Here is a 17608-nt window from a genome sequence, read left to right on the forward strand (position 1 = left end):
TTGCATGAAGACTAAGATCCCCGCGTGTTCAGTACTTCCCGGACCAGCCGTGCTCGACCAGCCCGCGGACGTAGGCGGCCTGCCCCACGTGCTGGGCGGCGTCGTCGATCGCGGACACGATCCGCACACCCCGTGTGACGGGCGGATCCCAGGAATCGTCGATGACCTCGTCCAGCTCTGCCTCCGAGAGTGAACGGACGTACTCGGCCGTGGTATTCGTGACGGCTTCGAGGTAGCCCAGCAGCAACTCGGGATCGTCCACGCGCACGCTCGCCACGGCCTGCGGATCGTCCCCGAATCCGAAGTCCTCACACGGGCGGTCCAGCCCGAACCTCTCGCACCACCCGCCGGAACGCCACACCTGCTCCGCTCCGCGCAGCTCCGCGACCTGGGCGTCCTGCTGCCGCGCCGCATGCCACACGATCCAGGACATGGAGTTCAGTTCACCGCGGGGCATCTCGTTGAGGGTGTCCGCGGAGGCCCCCTCCACGGCGGCCCGCGCCGCCTCCAGGGGCCGCTGCGCGGCGTCCGTGATCAGTTCCAGTGCGCTCATGCCCGCGCCTCACTTCCTTGTGCCGACGATCCACGTCGCCCGCCCGGTCCGGTCCGGTCCGACGACGCCGCTCCCTGTCACTCTACGGGTGCCCCGTCGGATCCGGGAGGGGTTCGCCGAGCAACAGGACGGTCCAGACAAGGGTCAGGAGCGGTTGCATCAGCTGCAGTTGACTCGCCCTGGCGATGCCCATCAGCGCCATGCCGCGATACCAGACCACGAATCCCAGGAACTGGGAAGCCGCCGCGATGTACAGCACCCCCGCGACACCGCGCGCGGAGAGGTGGACGGGTTCCATGGGCACAGCAACGATCGTCACGACCAGGTTCGCGGGAGCGACCAGAAGCACACCCCATGCGATCAGCTGCCAGCCGGGGATGCGGGAGGACAATCTCCCGCCCTCCGCGTAGCCCGCGGCACACACCACGAGGGCAGCCACGCGATAGAGATCCCCGATGCCGGGTGCCCCATTGCTCTGCAACAGGGCGAATCCCACGACCCCCGCCCCTCACGTGGCGGCCGCACACCAGAACGCCCACGAGGGCCGATTCCCGGTGCGCAGCGTGGAGATGACGGCGGTAGCCATGGGTAGGGCACCGATGACCACCGCGGAGTGCGAAGCGGACGTGGTCTGCAGCGCCAGAATGGTCAGCAAGGGGAAGCGCAGGGCGCAGCCGAGTGCCACCACGGTGATCCCCGCCCATTCGTGACGGGCGGGCACGGGCGGGCGGGCACGGGCGTGCGGGCCCACAGGAGGGCGGTCCCGACCAGTGCCGCTGCGATGGTGCCTCCTAGTCCGGTGGCCGTCCAGGGTTCGAACCGGCCCAGGGCGAAGACCGTGCCCGGGAAGCTCAGGGAGAAGGCAACGACGCCCAGGGACGCGAGGAGGGGGCCACTGCCCCATACGCCGTCGACCCGTCCCGGGCCCCGAATTGATACTGCTGTGGGAACAGTAGCGCTATGACAAGCTTTCATGATCGAAGTAGCAGTTCCGAGGACATCGCCCGGGAACTGACGCGGGACATCACATCACGTGCCACGGGAACGCGGCTACCGTCCCACCGGGCTCTCGTGACCCGCTTCGGCGCGAGCGCCTCCCCCGTGTCCCGGGCACGCGCGCTACTCGCACAGCGCGGCCTGGTGGTCTCCCGCCCCGGGGCGGGGCTGGGGCGGGAGGACGTGTTGGTCGCGGGTCGGCGGACAAGCCGCCCTGTCCACCGCGATGCGGGCAGTGGCCGGTCCCTGGCACGATTGCAGACGGCGCTCACGCAGCGCAGGCGGCTGGCAGTCCGCACGGTCGTCGAGACCCTGGGAGCAGACGTCCTCCCCGATCACCCCCCGCGGGGGTTATCACCTGTGGCTGCGCCTTCCCCGGGGCACCGACGAGAGCGAGTTCCTCTCGGCACCCCTCGCGCGCGGCACCGCGCTGGCCCCCGGCACCTACTTCCACGCCGACCAGCCCGACGTCCCGCGCGTTCGCCTGAGCTACGCAGCAGCGCCCACGACAGCGGACCTGGTCACGGGCATCCATCGACTCGAAGGACTCGTGTGAGGAGGACCGCTACAGCACCGCGGTCCGGTCAGTGGGTGCGGGGCATGCGACGGTCCGCGCGGAGCACGCGCACCAGGACCACGGCCACGGCCAGCACCATGAGACCGCCCACGAGCGAGCTCCACTGCATGCCGGAGGAGAAGGCGGCCGTGGCGGCGTCGACGATCGAAGCCTGCAACGGCGACTGAGCGGCCACGTCCAGGGCGCCACCCAGCGTCTCGTGCGCGGCCTGCGCGCTCGCGGGATCCAGGGCCGCGGGCAGGTCCAAGTGGGCCTGGTAGAACGCGGTGGTCACACCACCCAGCACGGCGGTGCCGAGCACGGCGCCCACCTCGTACCCGGTTTCGGACACGGCCGACGCCGCTCCGGCCTTGCGTTCCGGCACGGACGAGACCACGAGGTCGGTGGACAGTGTGGTCGCGATACCCACACCCGCGCTCATCACGGTGAACCCGCCCAGGACCGGCAGCGCCGAGGCCTGTTGATCGGTGAAGAACACCAGGAGGAAGCCCAGGGCAACGAGCAACAGACCCAGCACCACGGCGTTGCGCAATCCGATCGTGTAGGCCAGCTTCGCGGCGGTGAGCCCGGCGACGATCGCCAGCAGCAGCCCGGGGACCATGAACAGACCGGAGGTCATGGGGTCCATGCCACTGACCAGCTGCAGGTGCTGGGTGAGGAAGAACAGGAACCCGAACATCGCCACGTTGGACACCACGTTCACGGACAACCCGCCCGAGAACCGGGGGCTGCGGAAGAAGCGCAGGTCCAGCATGGGGTAGTCCTTGACCACCTGGCGGCGCGCGAACAACAACCCGGACAGCGCACCCACCGCGATGAACAGCACACCGTGCAGAACGGAGCCACCCGTGGCCATGGTCTTGATGCCGTACACGATCGGGGCCATGGTCAGGATCGCGAGCACGATGGACGCGGGGTCCACCGGTCCCGGGTGGGGGTCACGGGACTCGGGCAGCAGCAACGGGGCCGCGATCAGGAACGCGATCAGCACCGGGACAGCCAGCAAGAATACCGAGCCCCACCAGAAGTGGTTGAGCAGGAAGCCCCCGGCGATGGGACCCAGGGCGGCGCCGGCGCTGAACCCGGCCGTCCAGATCGCGATGGCAAGGCTGCGCTGGCGATCGTCCTGGAACACGGTGCGCAACAGGGACAGCGTGGTGGGCAAGAGCATGGAACCGAACACGGCGATCCCCACGCGGGCGGCCAACAGCCATTCGGCGCTCGGGGCGAAGGCCGCGCCCAAGGAGACCAGGCCGAAGCCCGAGGAACCGATGATGAGCATCTTCCGCCGCCCGATCCGGTCCCCCAGGCTCCCCATGGGGATCAGCAGGGCAGCCAGGACCAGGGGGTAGATGTCCACGATCCACAGCAGCTGCGCTGCGGTGGGACGCAGCCCTGCGGAGATCGCGGGCAGGGCGAAGCTCAGGGCGGTGTTGTTCACGGAGACCAGGAGCACCGGGAACATGAGGGCGCCCAGGGCGGCCCAGCCACGGGCATCGGCCTTGCGGTGTTGATCGACCATCACGGACACGTGGAACCTCCTGGGAGAAGAGCTGCGGATTCGGGTGTGCGAGCCGTACACGGTTGTACCGAGCTCCTTCACAGGAGCCTCTCGCCAAGTCTGTACCGTCTAGACGGTACAGTTAACATGGTTAGACTGGCAATAATTCCCACCCCGTGAGGTTCATTACACCCATGCCCCGCAAACCCGTGGCCCGCGAGAAACTACTCACCGCGTTCGAACACCTCGTGCTGTCGGAGGGCGAACGCGCCGCAACCCTGGACGCCGTCGCCGCCCGGGCGGGGGTGTCCAAGGGCGGGTTGCTCTACCACTTCCCCCACCGGCAAGCGCTCGTGGACGCCGCCCTGGCCCGGTGCGAGGAGATGGCCCGCGAGGACCTGACCCGCCTCACGCAATCCCCCCGGGGTGCCGCACGGGAGTTCCTGGCCACGTCCCTCTACGAGGACAGCCCCCTGGACCGCAGCCTCATGGTGGCCTTCCGCATGGTGCAGTCCGGCGAGCCCGGCGCCCGCGAGACGTGCGAGCGCGTGACCCGGGAGTGGTACCGCGTGGTCCTCGAGGACGTGGGGGACCCGATGATCGCCACGGCCGTGCAGTGCATGGGGGACGGGCTCTACCAACGGGCGTCCATGGGTCTGCTGCCGGAGGACCCGGAGGAGAAGCAGCAGATCCTGCAGCACCTGCTGGACACCGCGGACCGGTTGACGCGGAACGCCTGAGCCGACCCCAGGGGGTGCGGTCAAGATGGCCAAAACGTGTCGCGCCCCGGCGAGCGCCCCACAGGTGGCTCGCACGTGACGAAGCCCCGGCCGAGCACCTCGCAGTACTCGGCCGGGGCTTCGTGGCGGGGCCGTTCAGGGCGCCGCCGTGCCGGAGCGATCACGTCAGTCCACCCGCGCCAACCCTTCCACCGGGTTGAGCTTCGTGGCCCGGCGCACCGGCAGCGCGGAGGCGATCACCGCCACCACCACGGCACCGGCCAGGATGAGCAGGAAACCACCCCACGGCACCACGGGCCGGACGGTCATCCCCTCCACGACCAGGGACATCACCCCCAGCATCCCGAAGAGCCAGCCCACCACCAGCCCCACCACGGTGGCCACGAGTGAGATCACCAGGGCTTCCCGCCGGATGAGCGCCCCGAGTTGCCGCTTGGACAACCCCAGCGCCCGCAGCAGGGAGTTCTCCCGGGAGCGTTCCAACACCGACAGGGACGTGGTGGACGCGATCCCCAGGACGGAGACCACCACGGCCACCGCGAGCAGGGCCAGCACCACCGCGAGCAGGATGTCCAGGAGGTTCACGTAGCCGGCCTTCTCGAGCAAAGCACCACCCAGCTGATCCGTGCCCACGTGCAGGATCTTCGCGACGGACTCCTCCAACTTGGTGGCTTCCTGCACGTCGAGGCGCTGAGCGGCGTCGACCGTCGCGCTCACCCCGTACGGCAGGTCCCCGGACGTCTGGACACCCAGGACGTCCGGGAGGGCCCGCAGCTCGGTGAGTTGCTGCTCGCTGAGGGGTCCGGCCGTCATGGGAACGGCGATGTCCACAGGACGCTCCCGGTCCAGCTGGTCCAACAGGTTGACCCGGGCCACGTGCTGGCCCGTGAGCACCGTGGCCACGAGCAGCACCCCGATCAGCAGGGCCGTGGCGGTCGTGCTCGTGCGCCCCGGGTACCGGGCCGCGTTGGTCGCGGCCAGCCGTGAGGCGATCCCACCGGGCAGCACGCTGCCCGCACCGCGCACGAGCGCCGGGACGTACGCCCGCGACGTCATGACCACGCCCAGGAAGGACGCGAGTCCGCCCGCGATACCCAGTCCCGGGTTGTGGGTCAGCGCACCGAACACGAGGGTCCCAGCACCGACCACGAGGATCACGGCGCCGGAGATCACGCGCAGCATCGGAATGCCGTCGGCGGAGCGGGAGCCGCGCAGACCGTCGAGTGCCGCCGCGCCGCGAGCGCGGCGCGCCGGGCCCAGGGAGGCCACGAGGGTCAGGAGCACGCCGGTGACCAGTCCCGCGATCACGTCCCGCGGGGCCAGCGTCGGCGAGACCGAGCCCAGGGACACCACGGCCTGTAGCAACACCACGAGGCCCACCACGCCCGCGACCCCCAAAGCGGAGGCGACGATGCCGATCACCAGGCCCTCGAGCATGACCGCGCGGCGCAATTGCGTCCCGGTGGCCCCCACGCAGCGCAACAGCGCGAGCTCGCGGGCCCGTTGCGTGGTCAGCACGGACAGGGTGTTGGTCACCACGAGCAGCGCGACCAGGACGGAGAGTCCCGCGAACAGCCCCAGGAACACCGCGAGCACGTTGGTCCCCTGCGCGATGTTCTTGACGTTCTGGGTGGCCACGTCCTCCGGGGTCTGCACCGTCAGAGCGGGTGTCCCGCCGGCGCCCGTCTTGAGGATCCGGTTCACCTCGGGCGCCAGCGAGTCCAGGCGGCCCTGATCGGGCGTCCCGTTCATCCGCAGCAGCACGGCCGAGCCCTGGAACGTGGACGGGATGGAGGTCCCGCCCACGCGCTCGAGGCCCTGCGCCGTCGCGTACACGTGGGGCAGCCCGGGGGGCGTGTCCCGCGCGGTGATCCCGCTGACGGTGTACTGCGCCGATCCGCCCGAGGGGTTGTCCGGCTGCGCCAGGCGCAGCGTGTCCCCGACCCCCACGCCGAGTTTCTCGGCGGTGGCACCCGAGACGAGGACCTGGGTGGGCGACGTCGGGAACGCGCCCTGCTCCGGGGCCACCGGCGCGAGGGACGTGTCCCCGGGCAGGTCCCCGAGCCACGTGGTCCCGGCGCCGTCCGGTCCGGCCTTGGTGCCCGCGGGCACCGTGGCCTTAATGTGCGGGGCCCACGCGTGCTCCACCCCGGGCAGGTTCTCGATCTCTCGTAACTGCTGCGGGGACGCCTCGGCCCGCGCCTGTTCCTCGTTGGGGCTGAGCACGACGGCGTCCGCGTTGCGGAACGGTGCCGCCGCGGTCGCGGCCATGCTCGCCGAGAGCGTGCTCGCGAGCCCGAGGGCCGCGGTCACGAACGCCGCGGACACCGCCACGCACACGACCACGAGCGCGTAACGAGTCCACTGCAGCCGCAGTCGTGAGGTCACCACCCGCAGCATCAGTGCTCACCCGCCGGGGCGTCGTCGGCCACGATCCGGCCGTCCCGCACACGCACCACGCGGTCCGCGGCCTCGGCCACGGTGGCGTCGTGGGTGACGACGACGACGGTCTGGTGCAGTTGGTCCACGCAGCGACGCAGCAGGGCGAGCACCTCGGCGGACGTGGCGGAGTCCAGGGCCCCGGTGGGTTCGTCCGCGATCACGACGTCCGGCTGGGACAGCAACGCCCGCGCGATCGCCACGCGCTGTTGCTGACCGCCGGACATCTCGTCCGGGCGGTGCCCGAGACGATCGGTGATCCCGAGGGTCTCGCACAGTGCCCGCAGCATCTCGGGGTCCGCATCCTTGCCGGCGAGGGACAGCGGCAGTTCGATGTTCTGCCGCGCGGTGAGGGTCGGGACCAGGTTGAACGCCTGGAACACGAATCCCACGTGGTCGCGCCGGAAGCGGGTCAACTGGTCGTCGGACAGCCCCGTGATGTCCTGGCCGCCCACCACGATCGAGGTCTCGGGGTTGCTGTCGGGGACGTCCAGCCCGGCCAGGCAGTGCACGAGCGTGGACTTGCCGGATCCGGACGGGCCCATGACCGCGACGAACGTGCCCACCGGGATCTGCAGGCTCACGTCCCGCAGCGCGGACACCCGCGCACCACCGGAACCGTACGTGCGGGACACATGAGCCGCGTTCACGGCCAACGGCGCGGTGCGGACCCCCACGGAGGACTCGCCGCGCACACCACCGACCGTGGCCACGCCACCCCACGGGGCGTCGGACGAGGAAACGCCGCCCGCGTGCTGCGCACCGGACGAGGGGATGCCCATGGAGGAGCTCATGGCCATGAGACCGGGCGCGGCCCGCCGGGGCGGTTCCACCCACGGCGGGGCGTTGAAACGTTCGAGGGACGAGTGTGAAGAGGTCATGCTCCCACTGTGCTCGGATCCGGTTCCGGACACATCGGGCCGGGGTAGGAACCCGGTGCCGCCCCGTCTCAGACCCGGGTGTGACCCCGATCCGCCGGGACCCGCGGGTCATCCCACGGTGTGAGGCTCAACCGGGCAGGACCACGCCCGTCTCGTACGCGATGACGACCGCCTGCACCCGGTCCCGCGCGCCGAGCTTGGCCAGGATGTGGGACACGTGCGTCTTGACGGTGGGTTCGGACAGGAACAGCTCCGCCATGATCTCCCCGTTGGACAGGCCGTTGCCGATCAGCTCGAACACCTCCCTCTCGCGCGCGGTGAGGGTGCGCAACCGGGGGTCCCGCCACGGGTCCCGGGGGCAGGTGTGGGGCACCTCCGGAACGGGCCCGGCCGCACCGGCCGCACCGACCGCCGCGTTCCGAGCGGGGTCGATCCGGGGGACATCGCTCCGGAGGGCGTCGACCCGGGAGGCATCCGCCCGAGGGGCACCGGCTTGGGCGACACCGGCCCGGGCGACACCCGTCACGGCGGGGTCGTCACGCACCGCATCGGCTCCCGCGGCACCGGCCACGAGATGCGACAGCAACCTGCGCGTGGTGGACGGCGCGATCACGGCGTCCCCGCGCGCAACCGTGCGGATCGCCTCCAGGAGCTCCTCGGGTCGGGCGTCCTTGAGCAGGAAGCCACTGGCCCCGGCGTGGATGCCCTCAAGGGCGTATTCATCGAGGTCGAACGTGGTCAGCACGATGACCCGCACTCGCGGGTCCAGGTGCAGGACGGACCGGGTCGCATCGATCCCGTTCGTGCCGGGCATCCGCACGTCCATGAGGACCACGTCCGGGGCCAGGGCCGAACCCGCGTGGGTGCGCACGAAGTCGACGGCCGCGGCGCCGTCGTCCGCTTCCCCCACGACCGCGAGGTCCGGCTGGGAGTCCACGAGCATGCGGAACCCGCCGCGCACGAGGGGTTGGTCGTCCGCGATCAGGACACGGACGGCGTCGGAAGCGGTTGCTGTCATCGTTCCTCCGTGGGAAGGGTCGCTCGGACCATGAACACGTCCTGCCGGTCGGGGTGCGGGCCGGCCGTGAGGCGACCGCCGTAGAGGCTCACGCGTTCGCGCAACCCCTGCAGGCCCTGCCCCGCACCGGGCGCCCGGCACGCGCCCTTCACGCCGTTGTTGGTGATCTCGACCCACGAGAACTCGGGCCGGTGCTCGATCACGATCCGCACGGACGAGGCCTGCCACGCGTGTTTGAGTACGTTGGTCAGGGCCTCCTGCACCACGCGGTAGAGCGTCAGTTCGGCCCCCGTGCTCAACCGGGCCTCCCCGCTCACGTGGTACTCCACGGGCAGCCCCGCCCCGCGCACCGATTCCACGAGGTGACCGATCTGTCCGAGTTGCGGGATCGGCGCGGTGCCCGTCCCGTCCTCGGTGCGCAGCACGCCCAGCAGTTTGCGCATCTCCGTCAGGGACCCGCGGGCGGTGTCCGCGATGGTGCCCAGGGTCTTCGTGGCGACCTTCGGGTCCGACGCCGCCGCGTAGCGCGCGCCGTCCGCCTGCGCGATCACCACGGACAGCGAGTGCGCCACGACGTCGTGCATCTCGCGCGCGATCCGCGCCCGCTCGTCCTGCGCGGCCAGGCGGACCTCCTGCTCGCGTTCGATCTGCAGCCGTCGCGCCCGGTCCTCGAGCTGTTCCCGACGACGACGCCGCTCGCGCGCCAGGTCTCCCATCAGGAACGAGACCATGACGAACGCCGCGGCGATGAGCGCGAACATGGTGCCCGCCGCGATCCACTGGGGGGTCGTGTACTCCCCCAGCACGCCCAGGAACCAGTCCCGGCTGGTGAACCCGAAGACCGCGCTGCCCACGAGGGCCGCGACGAGCACGCTGCGGCGCGCTCCCGTGGGGGAGCGCATGGCCACGGTGTACATCACGCACGGGACGGCCCAGATGCACAGCGCGATCGTCGCCACGTTGAACGCGAGCAGGGACACGACGGCCAGCGCACCCAGCGCATATGCCGTGGCCACGGGCGCGGCGCGGCGGAAGTACAGCGGCACGGCGCACGCCAGCGTGGACCACCACGAGAAGGGGTCGTTCAGCGCGATCAGGAACAAGAACACCGTGAGCATGAGCCCCATGGTCATGAGCACGGCGTTGCTCGTGTGGGGGTGGTCCTCCGCCCAGCGGGCCAACCGGATGTGTGCAGCCATTACCGCAGCACACTATCCGCGGGGCCTGCGGTGTGCATCATGCGAGGGGATGAGCGGGCCACCGTGGGGCTCCCCTCAGGAGAACCACTCGGTGGGCGGGCCCGCGGTGAGCAGCACCGAGAACAGCGCCACCACGAACACCAGCAGGGCCAGGGCGGAGAGCACGGGCCACCGCAGGATGACCGCGAGCAGCCGCTCCGCGGGAGTGCGGGCGGGCTCAGGCAGCCCGCTCGGGACCCCGCCGGGGGTGGTGGAGGTGGCGCGGGCGTCGTCGTCCCCCGCAACCCGCCCGTCCGACGTGGTGCTGGCCCCGGTGCGCGCGTGACCCGCGGGGGCCACGCGCCACTCGTCCGCGAGCAGGCCCTTGCGCTCCACGTGCCGTTCGAACGGCACCGTGGCGAACGGAACCACGGAGAGCACGAGGCCCAGCACGCCCGTGGCGGCCGGCCAGCGCCGGTCCGTCCAGACCACCACGGTGGAGACGCAGTAGCTCAGGAACACGAACCCGTGGATCCCCCCGGCCAGGCGGACGGGGAGGTCACCGGCACCGAATCCGTACTTGGCGATCATGCCCAGGATCAGCAGCGCCCACGTGACGGCCTCGGCGGTCGCAGCGATCCGGTACAGCTTCCGCGGGCTCATGCGGCAGAGTCCTGATCGGCCTTGGATGTGGCGTCGCGGACCTCGCCCACAAGCTCCTCCAGCACGTCCTCGAGCGCCACGATGTACACGGACTCGTCCGTGGTGCGCGAGTCCCGGGCCACCTGGCCCAGCAGCGCGAAGTGCGCGCCGTTGGCCTGCATGGTGCGGGTGACCTTGCGCAGCTTGTCCTCCGGGGCCACGCGCGCGAAGCGGCGGATGATGGCCGCGGGGATCGGTTGCTCCCGAGCGGTCTCCGGCAACCCCAGCACGTCCTTCGTGTGGACGTAGCCCATGAGCCGCTCGTTCACGTCCCGCACGGGGAAGCGCGAGAAGCCCGTCTCCGCACACAACTGCTCGACCCCGGCCACGGTGATGTCGGACGGGACGGTGCGCATGCCCGCGAGGGGCAGGGCGACGTCGCCGGCCGTCTTGTTCTCGAAGTTCAGCGCGCCCGTGAGCAATCGGATCTCGTCGGTGTCGAGCAGGCCCTCACGGCCGGACTCGGCCACGAAACCGCGGACGTCATCGGACGTAAAGGCCGAGGCGACCTCGTCCTTGGGCTCCACCTTGAACAGCCAGCGCACCAGGTGGTTGGCCGTCTCGTTCATGACCCAGATGGTGGGGCGGAAGACCACCACGAAGCCGTGCAGCACGGGGCCGAGCACCTGGGCCACGCGGCTGGGGACCGCGATGGCGATGTTCTTGGGCACCATCTCGCCCAGGACCATGTGCAGGAAGGTCACGATCAGCAGCGCGATCGCCAGGGCGATCGGGTGCAGCAGAGCGGACGGCACGCCCGCGGCCTCGAAGGGCACCTCAATAAGGTGTGCGATCGCGGGTTCACCCACGGCACCGATCAGCAGGGAGCACGCGGTGATCCCCAGCTGGGTGGCGGCCAGGGACACGGACACGTTCTCAATGCCCTTGAGGGCGTACTTCGCGGACTTGGATCCGTCCGAGGCGCGGGGTTCGAGCTGGTCGCGGCGGGCCGATACCATCGCGAACTCGCTGGCCACGAAGAAGGCGTTGCCCGCCAGAAGCAGGACCAGGACGATGATGGCGGTACTCGTGGTCATCGCTGCTGCTCCTCACGCGGGTCCTCCACGGACACGTCCTCGTCCCGGTGGAAACCGGCGGCGCCCACACGGTCGCCGTGCGAGACCCGGAATTCCTCCGCGGTCTCGGGGTCGCGGTTCTCACCGCCCAGCGGGTCCGGTCGCCCGGGTGGGCGCCAGGACGTGGACGACGTCGAACCGCCCCGTTCGTCCGGATTGCCGCCCTCGCGGTGCACCATGATGCGGTCCACGCGGTGCTGGTCCATGCGCACCACGGCCAGGTGGATCTGCGCTTTGGTGGGCAGGTCGTCGTCGTCGCGGTGGATGTGGTCGATCGCTTCCAGGGTGAGCTTGTCGCCCACGCTGGGCAGCCGGTCCAGTTCCTCGGCGATGAGACCGCCCAGGGTGTCGGACTCCTCGCCCTCGGGCATGTCCACGCGCAGCACGTCGCCCAATTCGTCCGGGCGCAGCAGTCCGGAGACCACCAAGCCACCGTCGCGGGCGCGGCGGAAGCGCTGCACCCGGGTGTCCTGCTCGTCGTCGATCTCCCCCACGATCTCCTCGATGAGATCTTCCAGGGTCACGATGCCCGCGGTGCCGCCGTACTCGTCCACGACCACGGCCAGTTGCAGACCCTTGTTGCGCAGTTGACGCATGAGCGGATCCAGGGTCATGGATTCGGAGACCACGTCCGCGGGGACGCACACGTCCGCGACGCGTAGCACCGCGCGTTCCTCGAACGGAACCGCGAGCGCGTGGGTGTAGTGCACCACGCCCACGATGTCGTCCACCGATTCCCCTGTGACGGGGAACCGGGAGTGACCGGACTCGGACGCGGTGAGCAGCATGTGCTCCACGGTGTCGTCCGCGTCCAGGAAGGTGACCCGGGGGCGGGGACGCATCACGTCCGCGGCCGTGCGGTCACCGAACTCGATGGACCGGGCCACGAGTTCCGCGGTGCCCGCGTCCAGCGTGCCCTCACGCCCGGAGCGGCTCACCACGGACGCGAGTTCCTCCGCGGTGCGCGCGTTGGCCACTTCCTCCGTGGGCGTGAAACCGAGCATGCGCAGCACCGCGTTCGCGGAGCTGTTGAGCATGGTCACGAGCCAGCCGAAGACCACCATGAAGATCTTCTGCGGCAGCACGACCACGTGGGTGACCCGCAGGGGGTCCGCGATGGCCCAGTTCTTGGGGACGAGTTCACCGAACACCATCTGCGTGAAGGTCGCGACGATGAACGCGGCGGTGGTCGCGATACCCACCGCAGCGGCGTCGGGCACGCCGGTCCACCCGAGACCCTCGCTGAACAGGGTGCCCAGACTGGGACCGGTGAGGAAGCCTGCCAGGAGGCTCGTGACGGTGATGCCCAATTGGGCACCGGAAAGGTTGGTGGAGGTCTTCTTGAGGCTCTGCTCGATGGTCTTGGCGCGCTTGTCGCCTTCGGCCTCCGCGCGTTGGACCGCTTGGCGGTCCACGGTGAGGAACGAGAACTCGACCGCCACGAACAGGGCGTTGGCGAGGACCAGCAGGAGGAAGACGAGGAGGAGCAGCCAGGCAGTCAGCACCAGCTCACCTCAATGCACACCGCAGCGGCGCGGGAAGGGAACGGGGAACCGAACGAGCGGATGTCAGGGGAGCAGCGGCGCTGCCCGGGACTGTCCGACTCCTTGTCATCGGCCGAGGGGAGCGCACCGAAGTACGCTGCGGGCCGGTTGTGTTGAGATGTCACGGGAAAAGGATACCGAATCCGCTCCCGGGGAGGAGAGGGACACCGCCCGACCGGTGGAGCTCTGCCCCCGCGGTGTTCCGCGTTCACACCTGAGCGGCGGGCTCAGCCTCAGCGGGTGCGCCCCAGGATGTGCTCGGCGCAGCTGCGCAGGTCCTCGTTGCGGAACCGGTACCCGCTGGCCAGGAGCTTGCCGACGTCCACCCGGTGGCTCGCCGCCACGAGTTCCTCGGTGGCCTGCGCCCCCAGAACGGCCTTGGGACCGGCCAGGGGTGTGGGGACCACCGCGGGGCGGTGCAACACACCGGCCACGGTCTTGGCGAACTCCTTTTGCCGCACGGGTTCGGGGGCGGCCACGTTGAACGGGCCCTCGGCGTCGTCGCTCAGCGCAAGGTGGGCCACGGCGCCGGCCATGTCGTCCAGGCCGATCCAGCTCTGCCACTGCTTCCCGCCGCCCATGGGCCCGGACAGACCGGCCTCCATGAGGGGCAGTTGCGGTTTCAGCAGGCCACCCGTGGGTGAGAGCACCAGACCGGTGCGGACGTTGACCACGCGCATGCCGTACACGGCGGCCCCGTGCGCGGCACGTTCCCACTCCCGGCACACCTCCGCGAGGAAACCGTCCCCGGACGCGGAGTCCTCCGTGAGGATCTCGTCCCCCCGCCCGGTGCCGTAGTAACCGATCGCGGAGGCGACCACCAGCGCGCGCGGGCGCTTCTCGGCCGACACCTGGCCCAGCGCTCGCACGAGCAGGTTGGTGCTGTCCACGCGCGAGCGCATGATCTCGTGCTTCTTCGCGGGCGTGAAACGCGTAGCGATACTTTCGCCGCCCAGGTGGACGACGACGTCGACCCCCTCCAGATCGTGCGGGTTCAGCACCCCTTCGTCCGGGTCCCAGCCGATGACACCCTCACCGGTGGCGCCGCCGCGCTTGAGGCGGAGCACCGTGTGCCCGCCCGTTTCGAGTAGCGCGCACACCTGGGTGCCCACGAGCCCGGAGGAACCGGCCACCGCGATGGTGAGCCGGGGCCCGTCGTGCTGGTCGTGGAAGTCCAGGTCGGCACGCAGTTGGCGTTCCCGGTAGGCGAAGATCCGCTCGAGCTGCGGCGTCATCACGCGCTCACCCAGGTCGTTGAGCTTGCCCGCCCACTCCGGCAGTGGGCGCACCGTGACCTGGTCCCGGACCAGGGTCCCGCCGTTCTCCGTCTCCTCGAAGACGTGCCGGTGCTCCCACTCCCCCAACGGCCCGCTGACCATGCGATCCGTGAAGTACCGCGGCGGATCCCACTCACCGTGTTCGGCTGTCCAGGGCAGGTGCACCATGCCGAACGTCCCGGGCACGGAGATCCCCAGCTTGGCTTCCGAGCCCGGTTCGATCCCGTCCGACGGCGCTTGGCGCACCTGGTCGGGGCCCCCACCGAACGGCGGGGTCAGGCGGGGCAGGGCTCCGGGGCGCTCGTGCCACGCGAAGACCCGCTCCCGGGGTTGGGACAACCGTGTCTCATGGATGTACTGGTGTGTCATGGCAGTGCTGTCCGTTCGTCGAGGGGCCCGAGATGCGGGAGATCAGCCGTTCTGGGGAACCTGGTCCACGAGCTCGTCGTCCTCCGGTTCGTCCGCGGGGGTGACGCGACGGACCTGCTCGGAGGTCACCGTCCGTTCCCGCTGATAGGGCTCGAGCGTGACGGGGCGGCCGGTCTCGAGCGATTCGAGGACGGCCTCGTTCACTCGCACGTCCAGCATGCCCTCTTCGCCGTCCGGTTCCGGGGCCTCGCCCCGGCGCAGGCAGTCCACGAAGTACTGGGTCTGGCCACCGAACTGTTCCACGGGGTCGTGGGCGAAGCTCTCGGAGGAGCCCTCCTGGGTGAGCGTGTACTCGATGCCCACGCCCGGACCGAAACCGAAGCACGGCTGCGCGCTGATCTCGCCCTTGGTCCCTGCCACGGTGAACTGCTCGGCGGACTCGGAGGCGTAGCTGATGGTGAACTGCGCCACCCGTTCACCCGGGAAGGTGAGGGTCACGGCCACGGTGTCGTCGAAGTTGAACTCGCGGCCCGAGGTGCGGACTCCCTTGGCGTAGACCTCCACGGGTTCATCGTGGAAGAGGTTGCGGACCATGTTCTGCGGGTAGGTGCCCATGTCGGGGATGGGCCCACCCCAGAAGCCCGAGTGACCGCGGTGGTTCTCCTCCGTGATGTCCTGGGAGAAGGTCGCGGTGAAGAACCGCGGGTCACCGATGACCTGCTGGTCACGGACCTTCTCGATCATCTCCACGGTCGCGGGTTCCTGGTGCAGGCGGTAGGCGACCATGAGGGTGGCCCCGCTCTGCTTCGCGGCATCGGTGATGGCCTGGCAGTCCTCCACGGAGGTGGCCATGGGCTTCTCGAGCAGGGTGTGGATCCCGGCCTTCAGCGCGGGTTCCGCGAACTCGCGGTGGCGGAAGACGGGAGTGGCCACGTACACGGCGTCGATGTCACCGGACTCCAGCAGCGCCGGGTACTCCTCGTAGGAGTAGGTGGCCACGCCGAATTCCTGACCCAGCGCCTCCGCCTTCTCCGGGCTCGAGGTCACCAGGGCCGCGAGCTCCGCGTCCTCGATCCGGGAGAGCCCGGGGATGAATGCCTGCTGGGAGATCTGTCCCACGCCCACGACGGCGAAGCGGACGGGGTGGTTGTTCTGAGTGGCATCAGCCATGATTCTGACCTCCGGACTGCTCGAGTATGACGGTCCACGCCCACAAGTCAGGGGCTTATGACGTGCTACTGCCCACTGTAGGCACGGGCCGCGAGCCCTGTCAGCGCTCGTTCACCCACCGCGCACAGCTTCCCGGGTCTCAGAGTTCGCGCGCGTTGCGCAGCACCGGGATGGCCTTGCGCGTCCGCTCCACGAGCTCCGGGTCCAAGCCCACGACCGTGTAGTCCGGGGCGTCTCCCAGCCGCGCCACCACGGAACCGTCCGGCGCGGCCACCAGGCTGTGCCCCACACCGCGCGGCGCCTTGTCCGGGTTCTCCTCCCCCACCGACTCGGGGTTCGCCTGTCCCACGGCCACCACGTACGACGTCGTGTCCAGGGCTCGCGCGCGTGCCAGAAGTTCCCACTGCGCGACCTTGCCCGGCCCGTCCCCCCAGGACGCGCCGAGAACGGTGACCACGGCGCCGTCGTGCGCCAAACGCGTGAACAGACGCGGGAAGCGGATGTCGTAGCACGTGGCGACCCCCACCGTGAGGCCGCCCGCGGAGAAGGTGACCGGTTCGTCGCCGGGGTCCACGGTGTCCGACTCCAGGAAGCCGAAGGCGTCGTACAAGTGGATCTTGGCGTAGCCGCGCACGGTGCCGTCCGGGAGGGCGATCACCGCGGTGTTGCGCACGCGATCACCGTCGCCGGGGGTGAACATGCCGGCGACGATCGCGACCGAGTGCTCACGCGCGAGCTCGGAGACCGCCGTGGCCCATGGGCCATCGAGAGGTTCGGCGACGTCCTTGAGGCTGCGACCGAACGCAAACATCGTGGCCTCGGGCAGCACGAGGAGATCCGCGCGGTCCTCCCCCGCGCGGCGCGCGAGCTGGCGGACGCGCTCGAGGTTGTGTTGCGAGTCGTGGGTGCTAAGCAACTGGCCGAGTGCGATACGCATATCAGTCACGGTAGCCGGGCGGCGCAGGGGTCCGGAAGCGCTGCCGGGGCGCAGGGGCCGTCTCCGCGCGGATGTCGACGGCGCGTCTCACGCGGAACCACCCGGCCACCCGCGGGTGCGGGGCGGCCCCGGGAGCTATGCGTTCTTGGCGATCTTGACCGCGCTCATGATCATGGGGATCTGCAGCGGGAGGCGGCCGAGGGAGATCGCCTGCTTCGCGGCGGACGCGTGGCGCCAGTCCCACGCCATCTTGAAGTTGCCGGGCCACACACCCACGAACAGGGCGGCCGCGGCCACCCCGCCGGCCTTGCGTGTGGCGGGGATGAGCAGCAGCGCGGCGGTCCCGAGTTCCGCGAATCCTGAGCCGATGGACCACTGCCGGGCGGTGCCGGGCAGCTGTTCGGGGATCAGGTGGTCGAACGGTTCCGGTTTCACGAGGTGCAGGGTCCCCATCCCCGTGAGTGCCAATCCGGTGAACAGCGCGGCGCGGTGGGCCCTGCGGCGGGCGGTCATCAGTTTTTTGGTCATGCTCCACGGTACCCGGGAGTAGCCGGGGCCCTCGTCGGTGTGCCTTGGACCCGTTGTGCCACGCGAGCAACAGCAGGTTGGGGTAGTCCACCGTGTGGTCCGACTGGTGGGTGATGAACACG

The 17608-nt window shown here is 70.2% G+C and carries 18 protein-coding genes and 1 pseudogene; 3 read left to right on the forward strand and 16 right to left on the reverse strand.

All coding sequences use genetic code 11. The annotated features are described in order from the left end of the window. Positions 1–28 precede the first annotated feature (28 nt). The 3 genes from RF650_RS08000 to RF650_RS08010 form a co-directional block, all read right to left on the reverse strand. The gene (locus tag RF650_RS08000; protein ID WP_318545477.1) at positions 29–553 is read right to left on the reverse strand and encodes a DinB family protein; all 525 of its coding nucleotides are present in this window, start codon (positions 551–553) and stop codon (positions 29–31) included. A gap of 82 nt (positions 554–635) precedes the next feature. Continuing rightward, positions 636–1049 (reverse strand): EamA family transporter, encoded by a 414-nt coding sequence (locus RF650_RS08005; RefSeq protein ID WP_368814598.1) that lies wholly within the window; start codon positions 1047–1049, stop codon positions 636–638. A gap of 12 nt (positions 1050–1061) precedes the next feature. Then, positions 1062–1274, reverse strand: a complete 213-nt coding sequence (locus tag RF650_RS08010; protein ID WP_368814599.1) for an EamA family transporter — start codon at positions 1272–1274, stop codon at positions 1062–1064. Between the two features lie 239 nt (positions 1275–1513). Between RF650_RS08010 and RF650_RS08015 the strand changes: the two are divergent. Then, positions 1514–1705 (forward strand): annotated as a pseudogene (locus RF650_RS08015) (GntR family transcriptional regulator); the annotation flags it as partial. Positions 1706–1784: 79 nt separating this feature from the next. Continuing rightward, positions 1785–2105, forward strand: a complete 321-nt coding sequence (locus tag RF650_RS08020) for a hypothetical protein (protein ID WP_368814685.1) — start codon at positions 1785–1787, stop codon at positions 2103–2105. A 28-nt stretch (positions 2106–2133) separates the two neighbouring features. Here RF650_RS08020 and RF650_RS08025 read toward each other — a convergent pair whose 3' ends face one another. Beyond that, positions 2134–3648 (reverse strand): MFS transporter, encoded by a 1515-nt coding sequence (locus tag RF650_RS08025; RefSeq protein ID WP_368814681.1) that lies wholly within the window; start codon positions 3646–3648, stop codon positions 2134–2136. Between the two features lie 173 nt (positions 3649–3821). Here RF650_RS08025 and RF650_RS08030 point away from each other — a divergent pair, with 173 nt between their 5' ends. After that, positions 3822–4367, forward strand: a complete 546-nt coding sequence (locus RF650_RS08030) for a TetR/AcrR family transcriptional regulator (protein WP_368814600.1) — start codon at positions 3822–3824, stop codon at positions 4365–4367. A 165-nt stretch (positions 4368–4532) separates the two neighbouring features. Here RF650_RS08030 and RF650_RS08035 read toward each other — a convergent pair whose 3' ends face one another. The 12 genes from RF650_RS08035 to RF650_RS08090 all read right to left on the reverse strand — a co-directional run bounded on the left by RF650_RS08035 (position 4533) and on the right by RF650_RS08090 (position 17486). After that, positions 4533–6767, reverse strand: a complete 2235-nt coding sequence (locus RF650_RS08035; RefSeq protein WP_368814601.1) for an FtsX-like permease family protein — start codon at positions 6765–6767, stop codon at positions 4533–4535. Continuing rightward, a complete protein-coding gene (locus tag RF650_RS08040) occupies positions 6767–7687 on the reverse strand; it encodes an ABC transporter ATP-binding protein (protein ID WP_368814602.1) in 921 nt (306 codons plus the stop codon). Before RF650_RS08040 ends, RF650_RS08035 begins: the two co-directional genes overlap by 1 nt. A 127-nt stretch (positions 7688–7814) precedes the next feature. Beyond that, positions 7815–8705 carry a response regulator gene (locus RF650_RS08045; RefSeq protein WP_368814603.1) on the reverse strand — a complete coding sequence of 297 codons (891 nt, stop codon included), beginning with the start codon at positions 8703–8705 and terminating at the stop codon, positions 7815–7817. Next, complete coding sequence (locus tag RF650_RS08050) at positions 8702–9904, reverse strand: sensor histidine kinase (RefSeq protein ID WP_167318980.1); 1203 nt, start codon at positions 9902–9904, stop codon at positions 8702–8704. Before RF650_RS08050 ends, RF650_RS08045 begins: the two co-directional genes overlap by 4 nt. Before the next feature lie 75 nt (positions 9905–9979). Beyond that, the gene (locus tag RF650_RS08055; RefSeq protein WP_368814604.1) at positions 9980–10546 is read right to left on the reverse strand and encodes a DUF3817 domain-containing protein; all 567 of its coding nucleotides are present in this window, start codon (positions 10544–10546) and stop codon (positions 9980–9982) included. After that, positions 10543–11622, reverse strand: a complete 1080-nt coding sequence (locus RF650_RS08060) for a hemolysin family protein (RefSeq protein ID WP_131333734.1) — start codon at positions 11620–11622, stop codon at positions 10543–10545. The genes RF650_RS08055 and RF650_RS08060 overlap by 4 nt, the downstream gene beginning before the upstream one ends. Then, positions 11619–13166, reverse strand: coding sequence for a hemolysin family protein (locus RF650_RS08065; protein WP_368814605.1), 1548 nt, complete (start codon positions 13164–13166; stop codon positions 11619–11621). Before RF650_RS08065 ends, RF650_RS08060 begins: the two co-directional genes overlap by 4 nt. Then, a complete protein-coding gene (locus RF650_RS08070) occupies positions 13160–13330 on the reverse strand; it encodes a hypothetical protein (RefSeq protein WP_368814606.1) in 171 nt (56 codons plus the stop codon). Before RF650_RS08070 ends, RF650_RS08065 begins: the two co-directional genes overlap by 7 nt. Before the next feature lie 108 nt (positions 13331–13438). Beyond that, positions 13439–14851 carry a TIGR01777 family oxidoreductase gene (locus tag RF650_RS08075; protein ID WP_064847114.1) on the reverse strand — a complete coding sequence of 471 codons (1413 nt, stop codon included), beginning with the start codon at positions 14849–14851 and terminating at the stop codon, positions 13439–13441. A gap of 42 nt (positions 14852–14893) precedes the next feature. Then, positions 14894–16021: a Gfo/Idh/MocA family protein gene (locus RF650_RS08080; protein WP_368814607.1), complete on the reverse strand. Its 1128-nt coding sequence runs from the start codon at positions 16019–16021 to the stop codon at positions 14894–14896. Between the two features lie 139 nt (positions 16022–16160). After that, a complete protein-coding gene (locus tag RF650_RS08085; protein ID WP_368814608.1) occupies positions 16161–16958 on the reverse strand; it encodes a carbon-nitrogen hydrolase family protein in 798 nt (265 codons plus the stop codon). A gap of 135 nt (positions 16959–17093) precedes the next feature. Then, the gene (locus RF650_RS08090; protein ID WP_085106837.1) at positions 17094–17486 is read right to left on the reverse strand and encodes a hypothetical protein; all 393 of its coding nucleotides are present in this window, start codon (positions 17484–17486) and stop codon (positions 17094–17096) included. Between the last annotated feature and the right edge of the window lie 122 nt (positions 17487–17608).

This window comes from Kocuria sp. CPCC 205297 (assembly GCF_040981035.1).
GTDB classification, from domain to species: Bacteria; Actinomycetota; Actinomycetes; order Actinomycetales; family Micrococcaceae; genus Kocuria; species Kocuria marina.

What these genes read in the sequence shown, in the direction of transcription:
- RF650_RS08000 (WP_318545477.1), bottom strand. Translation starts at nt 553, where the DNA reads ATGAGCGCACTGGAACTGATCACGGACGCCGCGCAGCGGCCCCTGGAG.
- RF650_RS08025 (WP_368814681.1), bottom strand. Translation starts at nt 3,648, where the DNA reads ATGGTCGATCAACACCGCAAGGCCGATGCCCGTGGCTGGGCCGCCCTG.
- RF650_RS08030 (WP_368814600.1), top strand. Translation starts at nt 3,822, where the DNA reads ATGCCCCGCAAACCCGTGGCCCGCGAGAAACTACTCACCGCGTTCGAA.
- RF650_RS08035 (WP_368814601.1), bottom strand. Translation starts at nt 6,767, where the DNA reads ATGCTGCGGGTGGTGACCTCACGACTGCGGCTGCAGTGGACTCGTTAC.
- RF650_RS08040 (WP_368814602.1), bottom strand. Translation starts at nt 7,687, where the DNA reads ATGACCTCTTCACACTCGTCCCTCGAACGTTTCAACGCCCCGCCGTGG.
- RF650_RS08045 (WP_368814603.1), bottom strand. Translation starts at nt 8,705, where the DNA reads ATGACAGCAACCGCTTCCGACGCCGTCCGTGTCCTGATCGCGGACGAC.
- RF650_RS08050 (WP_167318980.1), bottom strand. Translation starts at nt 9,904, where the DNA reads ATGGCTGCACACATCCGGTTGGCCCGCTGGGCGGAGGACCACCCCCAC.
- RF650_RS08055 (WP_368814604.1), bottom strand. Translation starts at nt 10,546, where the DNA reads ATGAGCCCGCGGAAGCTGTACCGGATCGCTGCGACCGCCGAGGCCGTC.
- RF650_RS08060 (WP_131333734.1), bottom strand. Translation starts at nt 11,622, where the DNA reads ATGACCACGAGTACCGCCATCATCGTCCTGGTCCTGCTTCTGGCGGGC.
- RF650_RS08075 (WP_064847114.1), bottom strand. Translation starts at nt 14,851, where the DNA reads ATGACACACCAGTACATCCATGAGACACGGTTGTCCCAACCCCGGGAG.
- RF650_RS08080 (WP_368814607.1), bottom strand. Translation starts at nt 16,021, where the DNA reads ATGGCTGATGCCACTCAGAACAACCACCCCGTCCGCTTCGCCGTCGTG.
- RF650_RS08085 (WP_368814608.1), bottom strand. Translation starts at nt 16,958, where the DNA reads ATGCGTATCGCACTCGGCCAGTTGCTTAGCACCCACGACTCGCAACAC.
- RF650_RS08090 (WP_085106837.1), bottom strand. Translation starts at nt 17,486, where the DNA reads ATGACCAAAAAACTGATGACCGCCCGCCGCAGGGCCCACCGCGCCGCG.